We start from the raw sequence: 13,035 nt of genomic DNA, 5'->3' as shown, positions 1-13,035 counted from the left end.
TAATTAATTTAAAGATGATTTTTCTAGACGATAGTTTCTGCGGAGTTCGGTCAAAGTATCTTCGCTAAAAACAAATTTAATTATCCCGACTAACTCACCCCAACTGTGTAACACAGACTCGGAAGGTGCTTGCCAAAACTCTCTAATAAAAAATTCTTCCCACCATTCTGGCGCTTGTTTGCGATGAGCATAGTCGTGTTGCTTGCGCCACCGCCTACGCCATTTAATAAAGTCTGATCTGGTTGGTGGTTGCACTCCTAAAGTCGGTGGAAAATCGGCATAACTGACAAATGTACTCACCCCTCTGGCGTGGACGTAAACTACATAGTGCCAACATTCCACTGTGTAGATATCATCAAACCCGATGCGAAACATCAGACAAATTGCTTCTTCCGTGACAAATCGTGCTAGAGGATGGGGAGTTAACGATTTGTGAACAATTTTTGATGGACGGATGACAATTGCTTTTGGGTTGAGTGATGATACCATAAAAATACCAGTAAATTCGGTAGATGTTTAACTGTTAAGTCCCGTAGGTATTTTTCCTGTCGATGGATAGACACAGATAACCTATCGGTTTTACATTTGAGTACTACGATCGCTCTCTCAGTTTCCTAGGCCGGGGGGCGATCATTTTATATGATACAATTATTCTGCGACTGATACAAGTCATTGAAGCAGCAAATTATGGGAATGATTCGCCTCAAGATTCGAGAGTATGCAGCCCAGAGAGGTTGGACGTTGAAAGAAGTATCTGACCGTTCTGGTGTAGTTTACAGCACTCTGAGAACCTATGCGCGATCGCCTGGACTGGCGACTGTAGACTTTACCGCTATTCAGAAATTAGCCCGTACTTTCGAGGTGATGATTGAAGAGTTAGTCGAGGTAGTGCAGGAATAGTTTATAGTTGCACTGAAGTAGGCGATCGTTATTATTTTGTATGTCTTTTATTGATGAAATTAATCATGCCAATGTCCTGATTGTAGGAGCTAGCCAAGGCATTGGCTTAGGCTTTGTCAAAAAATTGCTACAAGATGACAGAATTGCCAAAATTTATGCCACCTATCGCCAAAAAGACTCAGCATTTGAGTTAATTACACTAGAAAACGCATATTCCCAACGATTAACTTGTCTATCATTGGATATTACTGATGAGTTACAGATAGCTGAAATCTTGCAACAAATAAATATTGAAACTAATAGATTGCATTTGGTAATTAACTGTGTAGGAATACTACATGAAGGAGATTTCCAACCTGAAAAAAGTTTGAGACAACTTAATTCAGAAAATTTACTCCGTTACTTTCAAATTAACAGCATCGGTGCTGTTCTCCTAGCAAAACATCTTTTACCTTTCTTCCGACATAATGAGCCTAGTGTTTTTGCTAGTATTTCCGCTAAATTGGGCAGCATCGGTGATAATCAACTTGGTGGCTGGTACGGCTATCGCGCTTCTAAAGCGGCACTCAATATGTTCATGCGAACTGTAGCCGTTGAGTATGGCAGAAGTTGCCCTAAAACTACAGTAGTAACTTTACATCCAGGGACAACCGATACACGTCTTTCTCGACCCTTTCAGAAAAATGTAGCCGCCGAAAAACTATTTTCCATTGAACGCACTGTTGACCAATTATTAGCTGTGATTGCACACCTTCGGGAAGGTGATAGTGGAAAATTTTTCTCTTGGGATGGAAGTCAACTGCCTTGGTAATTTAATCATTAATTTCAGTAATACTGATTCGCCAAAGTTGAGAAACATATCCTTTTCTCGGTAACTCTTGTGACATTTCGCGTTCTCATATTCTCGGTGGGAAGGTGAAATGAACGAGATGCTACGTAAAAATTTTGAATTCGTCGCACTCCTAATGCTCATTCGCCGTATCACTGCGTAGTCAAGGTTTTGCTAAATTTTGTCTGAGCATAAGTATCTGTACTTAATCAACCCATATGCGTTAGGAAACTTTATATTTATTTAAGTGATTGTACTGAAGATATTCTTGAGTCAAAACATAATCATTTGATCATAGTTATGCAAATAAATTATTAGTTACATAACTATACATTTTTTGAAATTTCTTTTTTATAAATTTAAAAAATCATGAATAATTGTCCTTGCTGTTCTCATCAGCTTTTACGGCATATTCGCAGTCGTGAAGTTTACTTTTTTTGTCGAAAATGTTGGCAAGAAATGCCTATTTTAAAACAGAAATATCATCCAGAATTGTCATCTAAACTGATTGATACACCTCAGGTTACTTACGTTCGATAGTGTGTGAAGAAATTGGGGACTGGGAATTTTAGATTTTGAACTCAAAATTGCAAATCCAAACTCGAATGGATGGAGGCTCACAACGTTCTTAAACTAGCTACACCAAGCGATAGGCAAATGCCACCCACTCATGTAATCGCTCACAATCAACTAACTCTAAGCCTGCTTGGGTGAAAGCTGTAGTCACATTTTCTTCATGATCGACGGTAAAGCCGGATGCAATCAATAGTCCTTGATGTGCATCTGTTTGACGTAAAGCATTCTGGAAATCATGAGCCAGAGCAACATGGACTCGCGCCAGAATATTTGCAACTATGAGGTCAAAGTTTTTTGTCGGCTTAATTGTTGGTACATAATCTATAGTTTCCTGGTTCATCCAATGTCCCAAATCACTACCAGATCCTAGACTCCCGGCCATGACTGTTACTTGCTGCTCAACGTCATTACACAGGACAGCATCCTGAGTTGCTTGCACAGCAAGACTATCGTTATCTAGCGCTAAAACAGTTGCACCCAATTTTGCCATTGCCACACTCAGAATACCTGAACCTGAACCCAAATCCAGAGTATTCATCCCAGGAAGGACATATTTCTCAATTAATTTGAGACTAAGAATCGTGGCTGGATGAAACCCGCTACCAAAGGAGAAGCTTTTATTTAGTCTCAAACTTACTTGGTCTGGTGTTTCTAATTGGTAGGGTACATCAGGAGGCAGCACAACAAAGCGTTTGCCAATGCGATGAATGACGGGTTTGAGTATATTTGCGTTAGTGAGTTTATCCTCAACTATATTGGTTTGAATTGCTGTAGCGATTCCAGTACGCTCTAAGGGGGAAAGCAGATGCAAAATTTTGTCTATACGTGTCCGTAAATAGGCATCACAAGCTAAGTATAAGTTAATCGTAAACGCCCAACTAGGATGGCTAGCATTGTCTGCGACTGATTCCGCTTGGTTAATTTCAGCATATTCCGTGATGTAAACATCTTGAATATCAATAGTTTGAGCCACTAGCGTACAAACCCAGTCAACTCCTTCATGTGTTGTATCTAGGCTCAATTCCATCCACGACATACTGTCTTCCCTTAGCGTGACTGTTAACGGTTAAACCTCTGCATCGGTGAGAGTTTCTATCCCCGACTCAGCCATTTTACTTTTTCTTTGTCACATTCTATTCAGAGCAGATTGACGCATAAAAATCTAAAATAAGCGATGTTCCGACTGGAAACACCGAGCATGAGCTTTACGAATAAAACCATTGTTCTCACAGGTGCATCGGCGGGAATTGGCCGAATGTTGGCAATTTCGTTGTCCCAACAGGATGCAAATTTAGTCTTGGCTGCTCGCAATCAAGAAGCATTAGAACAGACCATGACTGCTTGCACAAACTATCCAGGGAAAGTGATTGCAGTACATACAGATGTAACTCAAGCAGAAGCTTGCCAACAGTTGATAGAAAGAGCGATCGCCACATTTGGGCAAATTGATATCTTAATCAATAATGCCGGCATTGGAATGCTCACCCGCTTTGATGAGGTGACAGATATCTCTATTTTTGAGCAGGTAATGCAAGCTAACTATCTGGGTGCTGTTTATTGTACCCATTATGCCCTACCTTACCTGAAAGCAAGCCAAGGACAATTAGTGGCTATTTCTTCAATTTGTGGCAAAACAGGTGTACCCACTCGTACAGGTTACGTTGCCAGTAAACACGCTATGCAAGGCTTTTTTGATACGTTGCGGATTGAATTGCATTCAACAGGAGTGGATGTATTGGTTGTCTCACCAGGGTTTGTGGCAACTGATATCCGACAACGAGCCTTGGGAGCAGATGGAAAACCACTAGGCAAAAGTCCCCGTGATGAAACTCAAGGCAATATGTCAGTAGACGAGTGTGTGCGTCAAATTATCTGGGCAATGGAGCGGCGTAAACGAGAACACATTATGACGTTGAAAGGAAAGGTAATCCCTTGGGCAAAGCTGATTTTACCAGGGTTTGTTGATCGTATTGTTGCTGCCACCATTCGCAAGACAACTTCCACCTGATAGATAGTATCAAACTAAATTTCACTGCTTCCCAGACGCTTGCTCCAAACACTCTGCTTTCAAACTACACATTAGCGATCGCTCACTCAGCCTTCTTACCCGATTTACCACCACTGAGACTGACGAACCGTTACAGATGCAACTTTAAGATGATGGAGGGTGAAGAAAACATCTGCTTTTTGTTTCCATCCCCGTGAGGGGTGCTAAGGAAGGCGCAGAGTAACGCAGAGTTTTTATTCACGAAAATATTAATAGTAGACTTTTTTTGATACTATAAAAACTCTGACTCGTTATTTAACGATAGACGTATGAGCAAAGGCACCCTGTTTGATAAAGTTTGGGACTTACACACTGTTGGTACACTTCCTTCAGGGCTAACACAGCTATTTATTGGACTGCACCTAGTCCATGAAGTCACTAGTCCACAAGCCTTTGCTATGTTACGGGAACGAGGTTTAAAGGTACTATTTCCTGAGAGGACTGTGGCTACAGTGGATCACATTGTACCTACAGAGAATCAGGCGCGTCCCTTTGTCGATCGCTTGGCTGAGGAAATGATCCAAGCGCTAGAGCAGAATTGTCAAGAAAATAACATTACTTTTTATAACATTGGTTCCGGTAACCAAGGTATAGTCCACGTCATAGCGCCAGAACTGGGACTGACACAGCCGGGAATGACCATCGCCTGTGGTGATAGCCACACTTCTAGTCATGGGGCGTTTGGGGCGATCGCTTTTGGTATTGGTACTAGCCAAGTGCGGGATGTTCTCGCCTCCCAAACCCTATCCCTGTCTAAACTCAAAGTCCGTAAAATTGAAGTTAACGGCGCACTCAACCCTGGGGTTTATGCCAAAGATGTCATCCTGCATATCATCCGTACCCTGGGAGTGAAAGGTGGTGTAGGTTACGCCTACGAATACGCAGGTACGACCTTTGAGCAAATGAACATGGAAGAACGGATGACTGTCTGCAATATGGCTATTGAGGGTGGTGCTAGATGCGGTTATGTCAATCCTGATCAAGTTACCTACGATTATCTCCAAGGTAGAGACTTTGCCCCCCAAGGTGCTGATTGGGAAAAAGCCGTGACTTGGTGGGAATCGATCAAGAGTGATGCTGATGCTGAATACGATGATGTGATAGTATTCAACGCTGCGGATATCCCCCCGACCGTTACTTGGGGAATTACCCCTGGTCAGGGTATTGGTGTCAATCAGTTGATTCCTCAGCCAGAAGAACTATTAGAAGAAGACCGCTTTGTAGCTGAAGAAGCATACCGTTACATGGATCTATATCCTGGTCAACCGATTAAGGGAACGAAAATTGATGTTTGCTTTATCGGTAGCTGCACAAACGGACGACTCACCGACCTGCAAGAAGCGGCAAAAATTGCCAAAGGTCGCCGTGTGGCCGCAGGAGTTAAGGCTTTTGTGGTTCCTGGTTCCGAACGAGTGAAAAAAGCTGCCGAAGCTGAAGGTTTAGATAAAATCTTTGAGGCCGCAGGCTTTGAATGGCGGGAACCCGGATGTTCTATGTGTTTGGCCATGAACCCCGACAAATTAGAAGGGAGACAAATTAGCGCTTCTTCCTCCAACCGCAACTTTAAAGGACGACAAGGATCAGCTTCCGGTCGTACTTTGTTAATGAGTCCGGCGATGGTTGCCACTGCGGCGATTCAGGGGGAAGTTGCGGACGTGCGGGAGTTGTTGTAGGGGTGTAGGGGTGATGAAAAAAGCTCATTACTCCTTACTCATTACTCAGCACTCTTTACTTAAAGGCAATTATTTAGTTTCTTAGGGTGCGTCAGTGCCATAGAACCTAACTATACTCAGAAATTGTCCATACTGACGCACCCTACATTTTGAATATTTTACGCGATGTGCAACTTATTTTTGAAACCCCTCTCCAAACCTCTCCCCGAAGCGGAGAGAGGCTTTGAATCTTGCTCCCCTTCCCTCGCAGGGAAGGGGTTGGGGGTTAGGTTTGAGAGAAAGTTGCACACGGCGTTATTTTTTTATCTGGAAGTCCCTTAGTTAAAAATCACAATCATGGTCAGTGAAGTTAGAGAAGTTACAGGGCGTGCCATACCTTTAGTGGGTAATGATATTGATACCGATCGCATTATTCCGGCTCGTTATCTCAAAGCCATTACCTTTGATGGGTTACGTGAAGGTGCGTTTATTGATGACCGCACAGCCTTGAAAGGGGCGCATCCTTTTGACCAACCGCAGTATCAAGACGCGAATATCCTTATAGTTAACCGCAACTTTGGCTGCGGTTCCTCACGGGAACACGCACCGCAAGCCCTCTCTAAATGGGGGATTCAAGCCGTTATTGGTGAAAGCTTTGCAGAAATCTTCTTCGGTAATTGCGTAGCCATTGGTGTGCCTTGTGTAACGGCTGATGAGGCGATCGTTAAACAACTGCAAGAGTTAGTAGCCGCTAATCCTCAAGCTAATGTCAGCATCAACTTAGAAACTCTGCAAGTACAAGTTGGTGATTTCATTGCGCCAATCTCCATTGGTGAAGGAACCAGAAGCACCTTTATTACTGGGGCTTGGGATGCTTGCGGTCAGTTGGTAGCGAACACCGAGCAAGTGCGGGTAACAGCTGCTAAGTTACCTTATGTGAGTTGGGGTAAGCTGGCTGCGAGTTAGGCTCCAGAAATTTTGGTAAATCGGCGTAAATAATTGTCCTTGGGATCATGGCTGTATTTACGCCATATTATCCGATGCGATCGCATCACTACAACGAATCTTAATTTAATAAAGCAAGTCTGAAAAATAGAATGAAGGCTGCTTTATAGAGTTAGTATTCCTCATTTAAGAAAATTATTCTGGTGTAAATTTTTAGTAAATTTTCAGAATATCGCTAAAAGATTTATATGCCACAGCTATCTTCTCGTGATGTCGATTTAACAATTGATTTCTCTGCTAAACAGATTACTCAACGTTTAATTATTATCATTTTATGTCTTGCCCTAACTGGCACTCTTAGTGCTTATTTTCTAGTTTCCAATTTCCCATTTCCAAGCTCAAAATGGTTTTACAAACTCTTTAGCCTCGATGAAGAGTTAAATATTCCTGCTTGGTATTCATCATTCATGTTATTATTTTCTTCGGGATTGTTAGCGGTAATTGCTACCATTAAAAAGATAGATAAGTATTCTATTTATTGGAAAAATCTATCTTTAATATTTCTCTTTCTCAGTCTAGATGAAGCATTCAGCTTCCACGAAATATTAATTATCCCATCACTACGAGAAGCATTCAATTTCAGCCCAATATTTTTTCAAACCTGGGTTATATTTGGAATACCTGCCGTTATATTTTTTATATTTAAATATTTTAAGTTTTTCCTCAATTTACCCAAGAAGACTCAATATTTATTTCTCCTTGCCGCAACTTTTTATATAAGCGGAACCTTGGGTATGGAAATGGTAGGAGGGCTTTTAAGAGAATATTTTGGTCGGCTTGGGACAATAACCATAATTGGCATAGTGATTGAGGAATTGCTGGAAATGACAGGAATTGTAACTTTTATCTATGGGTTGCTAACTTACTTAGGCAGTTTGCAAGAAACTATTAATCTAAAAATTCATATATCTGAAAGATAGGATCAAACCTAAGGGATTCAGTTAAGGAAAAGGTAGGTTTGGTTAAGCATAGCGCAACCCAACAAAGTATTGATGATGTTGGGTTTTCTTGCGTCAATCCAACCTACAGCAGTAATATTTTTAGGCTTCACTGGACTGTATTGATACCAATTTGAAAAAAGAATGCGACAAATATACAGCCCCAAACTCTTGACCTGTCTTGATTTTTAATTTTGTACTCCTGTGCAGAACCCTTACCCCTACGGGGAAGCAAGCTACGCGTTAGCGTTGCGAACATGGTCTCTAACAGAAAAGGAATAAAAAAAGGGATAAGCAGTTTTGCTTATCCCAAAAAATCACTTAATTAACTAACATCAAGTTCCACTAGTCCAAGAATTAATGTACTCAATTTGCTCAGGAGTCAAACTATCGATGTAAATACCCATTGCTTGCAACTTCAAGCGAGCAATTTCTTGATCAACCTCAACAGGAATTGAGTGTAACCCAGGAGCTAACTTACCCTTATTCTTCACCAGGTATTCACAAGCTAAAGCTTGGTTAGCAAAACTCATATCCATAACTGCGCTTGGGTGTCCTTCAGCCGCAGCTAGGTTTATCAAACGTCCTTGTCCTAGAACGACGACGGATTTACCGTTTGTCAATTTATATTCTTCGGTGAAAGGACGGACTTCCTTGATTTCTTTGGCGTTAGCAGCCAAGTATTTTAAATCAAGTTCCAAATCAAAGTGACCAGAGTTACAAACGATCGCACCGTCTTTCATCACATCGAAGTGTTCACCCCGAACAACGTGCTTGTTACCAGTCACAGTGATAAAGATATCACCTTGGGGCGCAGCCTCCGCCATTGGCAGGACGCGGAAACCATCCATAACAGCTTCAATGGCTTTGATGGGGTCGATTTCGGTAACGATGACGTTTGCACCCATGCCACGGGCGCGCAGGGCTGTACCCTTACCACACCAGCCGTAACCGACAACGACGACGTTCTTACCAGCTAACAAAATATTTGTAGCGCGGATAATCCCGTCTAAGGTAGATTGACCAGTACCGTAGCGGTTATCAAAGAAATGCTTGGTGTCTGCGTCGTTAACGTTGACTGCGGGGAAGGTGAGAACGCCATCTTTAAACATGGCGCGTAAACGGACAATACCGGTAGTAGTTTCTTCAGTGGTACCAATCAAATCAGCAATTTGATGTTGGCGTTCTTGTACCAAAGTTGCCACTACGTCACTACCATCATCAATGATGATATTGGGACGGTGATCTAAAGCTATTTGGACGTGGCGATTGTAGGTGGCGTTATCTTCGCCTTTTTGAGCAAATACGGGGATTTCGTGGTCTAAGACGAGGCTAGCAGCTACGTCATCTTGAGTTGATAAGGGGTTACTAGCAATCAATACAGCGTCTGCACCACCAGCTTTTAAGGCGATCGCCAAATGTGCTGTTTCTGTGGTGATGTGGGCGCAAGCCACAAGGCGAAGTCCAGCAAAGGGTTTTTCTTGGGCAAAGCGATCGCGGATTTGCCGCAATACCGGCATTTCCCGTCCAGCCCATTCAATACGCTGTCTTCCCAAGGGAGCGAGGGCGAGGTCTTTAACCTCGTGCTTTAATCGGGGAGAAGTTGCGGTCATCAAAAGTTCCTCAAAAAGTAAAAAAAGCTACGTAGATACTTTACGCACTTTATTCAATTATTCCACGACTAATAATTTTTGGGGGTAATTACCAAAAACCTAGTCAATGGTTCTCTGGACTAGCTTGACGTTTACCAGGCTTAATGTCAACGCTATGTCCAGCTTTTCCCTTTTAACTTTATTTTTGGTAAAAGTATTATCAATGCTTTATTTAACTACCCCTATGAGTAGATGAACTCATTTGTCATCTATCTTAAGATAGAAAAATAACAAAAAAATCCCCCTTTCTATGGCGCTAAAAAGCAGAAACTCAACTTTAAGATAGGTACAAGTACTAACGCTCATTGTGGAGGATGGCTAAGGAAACGGCTCAAAATTACAAATTAAAGGAGGTATTGGAGTGCTATTTCACATTTTGGCGATCGCCGGGTCAATGGCTATCACCGTTGTCTCTGTGCCAAAAGCTACAGCCCAGATACCATTTTTCCCACAACTACCAAGTAGTATCAGCAACGAGTCAGATAGTAGAGTTGTATCCGACTGGGTGTATTTGGATGGTCGCCGTTTATTTCAGATAGCAGCAACCAAAAGCAATCTTGCAGAACGTAGAGACAATATTGAGCAGAATTTGCAAGAAATCACTCAAAATTATGTGCGCTCATCTGCCACAGAAGCAGATATCCAAGTCCGCACACTCAACGGATTACCAGTAATTTATGTCAATAATCGCTACTTAATGACCATTACTTCCCAGGATGCTAATTTGGGAGAGGGAGATCCGTTCACATTAGCCGAAAGTATTAAAGAGTCGTTAAAGCAAGACTTACAACGAGCCAGACGAGAACGACAAACTCAATTTATTATTGACCAAGCGAAAATTGCAGGAGCGATCGCCTTGGCGATGATTATCGCCAGTTGGGGTACAACACAGTGGCAACGCCGTTCTTTGAGGAATGGTTTACAATCTAACGTTTCCGCGCCACCAGCCGCCAAACAGATTACAACCCAGTTAAATCAACAGCAACATCGACATTTGCAAGAAGTCAAAAGAAGGCTGTTTCAGTTCACCCAGGTGGGAATTTGGGGAAGTGGAAATTTGATTATCTTGGGTTTATTTCCCTACACCCGCACCTTTCAAGTAGCTATTTTCACAGCAGCCCAAATTCCTTTACGATTAGCTGTGGTCTGTGCGGGAACTTATGTAGCCATTCGTTTGACCTATGCGCTAATTGACCGCTTTACTACCACTCTCATCAGCAGTGGTGCTTTACTAACGCCTGAAGCCTCAGAACGTATGCAACTGCGTGTTTCTACATTTTCCGGTGTGACTAAAAGTATTGCCACTATCGTCTGTGTGGGAGTTGGGATTTTGCTGGCGCTGGTAGCCTTGGGTATAGATATTGTTCCTTTGCTAGCTGGTGCAAGTTTAGTCGGTGTGGCTGTGTCCCTAGCTTCCCAGAACTTAATTAAAGATGCGATTAATGGCTTTTTGATTATTCTAGAAGACCAGTACGCTTTGGGTGACGTGATTAATGTCGGCAATGTTGGCGGCTTAGTAGAAAATCTCAATCTGCGAATGACTCAAGTACGCGACTCTGAAGGACGCTTAATTACAATTCCCAACAGTGAAATTAAAATTGTCGCCAATCTCTCTAGTCGCTGGTCAAGAGCCGATTTAACCATTCCTGTAGACTATCAGGCAGATATTGACCAAGCTTTAAAGTTGATTAATGATGTAGCCGTAAAAATGGATCAAGACCCCCTCTGGCAAAGACAAATTATTGAAACACCGCAAGTATTAGGGATCGATAACTTTGGCGATCGCGGTTTAATTATTCGTGTCTGGATTAAAACACAACCCCTCAAGCAATGGGATGTAGCCAGAGAATACCGCCGCCGGATCAAAATCGCCTTCGACAAAGCCGGCATTTTTATCCCTGTACCTCAACAAGCCATCTGGGTGAACGAAAATCAGCTACCCCATCCTCAGGAGAATGGTAAGGCTAGGTAATGGGGAATGGGGAATAAAGCAGAATTGTCTATCAATTACCAATCACCAACCCTGAAATTTGCCATTATAGTACAATAGTACTATAATGGGTATGTAGCGTCCAAAAGCCTAGTGCAGTGTAATATGATCAAGCACTACATTCTTAACTTAAATCCAACTGCCAAGCACGAATGGGATCGTTGCATTTTACGTGATCCACTGACTGCGAAACGTCCAGAATTTGCCAAGTTAATCGCCGAAGCAGTTGGTGCTGATACAGGTAGTTATTTGGTGAGTGTAAATATTGAAATTCAGGTTTTAGAAGAAGCTGCGGTACCTCAAGCTGAACAACTCTCGCTACCCTTTACAGAGGTGAATATTTCAGCACCCATGAGAGAAGCGGCTTAGGACAGGACAGCGCACAGATCCCCGACTTCTGAAATAAGTCGGGGATCTAGGGAAAAGTATTTTTTGAGGAAGATTATTTTGATGATGCAATTAAATCATTATCCATCGGCGATCGCTCAAGCCGCCCAAAGAGTGAATGAAGTAGACTCACAGTTAATGGCTGTACAGCAACAAATTAACCGCTTTGAAGGTAACGCAGATCGTGTCGCCGCCTTTGAGATGGATTTAAAAAATGATGCTCAACGCCGGGCGCGTCGTTTTGAAGTCCTCCTGGTGAATCAGGAATATCAAAAGGCGATGGACACACTGATGCAGCTAACTGGAGAGAAAGCCAATGCGATCGCTCATTTAGAATATCTGCGTAACCAATTTAGTGTAGCTAAACTAGAAGCCAGATTGAAAATTGCCCAACAACTCACTGATTTTGAATCACGAGAATTGGTAGGCTTGTAGTCAACGGTCAATAGTTAACAGTTGTAGACTACTAATCCTCTGCGTGACAGAGATGATCACCAGTTAAATAATTTTCTAACAGAGAAGCGATCGCCTCTGGATGAATTTTCTTGTATTTTTTCTTACCCAACATGAGAACACAGTTAGGGGCGCTGCTACAGCGTTTTTGACAACCAGTGTGTTCTATTGTCACCTTGTCGAGTAAACCGCGATCGCACAAAGTTTTTTCTAATTCCGACAATAACCCATCACCACCGCGTTTCACACAACCAGATTTTTGGCACACCATAATTTTAGCTGGTGGTGGTGCTGGTAAATTTTGCTCTGGGTTAGAAGTGAATGGTATTACTTGATAAGCTTTCAGTTTAATTATGCCTGTATATCTATTTAACTTACAGGTTCCATAAATATTAATTGGTTCACCTATTTCCAAGGATGAACTCAAACAACCGCGTAATTTTTTCGGTAGTTTAACTAACACATCACCAGAGGGAATCGCCAAACTTAAATATTTGACTTTTCTCGGCTTCTTACCTACAAAACCCAGAAAATTACCCTCAAGATTAAACTCTGATAACGTCAAAAACTTGTCACCCATTTTTAGTTACTCAAAATAGAATTGCG

General features: G+C 42.2%; 13 protein-coding genes. 9 read left to right on the top strand and 4 right to left on the bottom strand.

From position 1 onward, the window contains the following. Positions 1-3 precede the first annotated feature (3 nt). Positions 4-489 carry a hypothetical protein gene (locus ACN222_RS07065; RefSeq protein ID WP_010995594.1) on the bottom strand — a complete coding sequence of 162 codons (486 nt, stop codon included), beginning with the start codon at positions 487-489 and terminating at the stop codon, positions 4-6. Positions 490-687: 198 nt separating this feature from the next. Between ACN222_RS07065 and ACN222_RS07060 the strand changes: the two genes are divergently transcribed. Then, complete coding sequence (locus ACN222_RS07060; RefSeq protein ID WP_010995593.1) at positions 688-900, top strand: helix-turn-helix domain-containing protein; 213 nt, start codon at positions 688-690, stop codon at positions 898-900. A gap of 40 nt (positions 901-940) precedes the next feature. After that, complete coding sequence (locus ACN222_RS07055; protein WP_010995592.1) at positions 941-1,711, top strand: SDR family NAD(P)-dependent oxidoreductase; 771 nt, start codon at positions 941-943, stop codon at positions 1,709-1,711. 655 nt (positions 1,712-2,366) lie between these two features. Here the strand turns inward: ACN222_RS07055 and ACN222_RS07050 are convergent. Continuing rightward, entirely contained in the window at positions 2,367-3,341 is a 975-nt protein-coding gene (locus tag ACN222_RS07050) for a 50S ribosomal protein L11 methyltransferase (protein ID WP_010995591.1), read from the bottom strand. A gap of 162 nt (positions 3,342-3,503) precedes the next feature. Between ACN222_RS07050 and ACN222_RS07045 the strand changes: the two genes are divergently transcribed. The 4 genes from ACN222_RS07045 to ACN222_RS07030 all read left to right on the top strand — a co-directional run bounded on the left by ACN222_RS07045 (position 3,504) and on the right by ACN222_RS07030 (position 7,929). Further along, positions 3,504-4,313, top strand: a complete 810-nt coding sequence (locus ACN222_RS07045) for an SDR family oxidoreductase (protein WP_044520940.1) — start codon at positions 3,504-3,506, stop codon at positions 4,311-4,313. Between the two features lie 308 nt (positions 4,314-4,621). Then, positions 4,622-6,025, top strand: a complete 1,404-nt coding sequence (gene leuC / locus ACN222_RS07040; protein ID WP_010995589.1) for a 3-isopropylmalate dehydratase large subunit — start codon at positions 4,622-4,624, stop codon at positions 6,023-6,025. A 336-nt stretch (positions 6,026-6,361) separates the two neighbouring features. Next, the gene (leuD, locus tag ACN222_RS07035; protein ID WP_010995588.1) at positions 6,362-6,970 is read left to right on the top strand and encodes a 3-isopropylmalate dehydratase small subunit; all 609 of its coding nucleotides are present in this window, start codon (positions 6,362-6,364) and stop codon (positions 6,968-6,970) included. Between the two features lie 227 nt (positions 6,971-7,197). Continuing rightward, on the top strand, positions 7,198-7,929 hold the full coding sequence (locus ACN222_RS07030) for a hypothetical protein (RefSeq protein WP_010995587.1): 732 nt from the start codon (positions 7,198-7,200) through the stop codon (positions 7,927-7,929). A gap of 353 nt (positions 7,930-8,282) precedes the next feature. Here the strand turns inward: ACN222_RS07030 and ahcY are convergent, their stop codons facing one another. Continuing rightward, positions 8,283-9,560, bottom strand: a complete 1,278-nt coding sequence (gene ahcY, locus ACN222_RS07025) for an adenosylhomocysteinase (protein WP_010995586.1) — start codon at positions 9,558-9,560, stop codon at positions 8,283-8,285. 400 nt (positions 9,561-9,960) lie between these two features. Here ahcY and ACN222_RS07020 point away from each other — a divergent pair, with 400 nt between their 5' ends. The 3 genes from ACN222_RS07020 (at position 9,961) to ACN222_RS07010 (ending at position 12,411) form a co-directional block, all read left to right on the top strand. After that, positions 9,961-11,571 carry a mechanosensitive ion channel family protein gene (locus ACN222_RS07020; protein WP_010995585.1) on the top strand — a complete coding sequence of 537 codons (1,611 nt, stop codon included), beginning with the start codon at positions 9,961-9,963 and terminating at the stop codon, positions 11,569-11,571. A gap of 123 nt (positions 11,572-11,694) precedes the next feature. Beyond that, positions 11,695-11,958, top strand: a complete 264-nt coding sequence (locus tag ACN222_RS07015) for a hypothetical protein (protein WP_044520935.1) — start codon at positions 11,695-11,697, stop codon at positions 11,956-11,958. Between the two features lie 81 nt (positions 11,959-12,039). Beyond that, the gene (locus ACN222_RS07010; RefSeq protein ID WP_010995583.1) at positions 12,040-12,411 is read left to right on the top strand and encodes a hypothetical protein; all 372 of its coding nucleotides are present in this window, start codon (positions 12,040-12,042) and stop codon (positions 12,409-12,411) included. 31 nt (positions 12,412-12,442) lie between these two features. Here the strand turns inward: ACN222_RS07010 and ACN222_RS07005 are convergent, their stop codons facing one another. Further along, the gene (locus ACN222_RS07005; RefSeq protein WP_010995582.1) at positions 12,443-13,009 is read right to left on the bottom strand and encodes a (2Fe-2S) ferredoxin domain-containing protein; all 567 of its coding nucleotides are present in this window, start codon (positions 13,007-13,009) and stop codon (positions 12,443-12,445) included. Positions 13,010-13,035: the final 26 nt, after the last annotated feature.

The organism is Anabaena sp. FACHB-595, from assembly GCF_048568275.1.
In the GTDB taxonomy this organism is placed as follows: Bacteria; Cyanobacteriota; Cyanobacteriia; order Cyanobacteriales; family Nostocaceae; genus Trichormus.
This window is presented reverse-complemented; position numbering and strand designations above follow the sequence as displayed.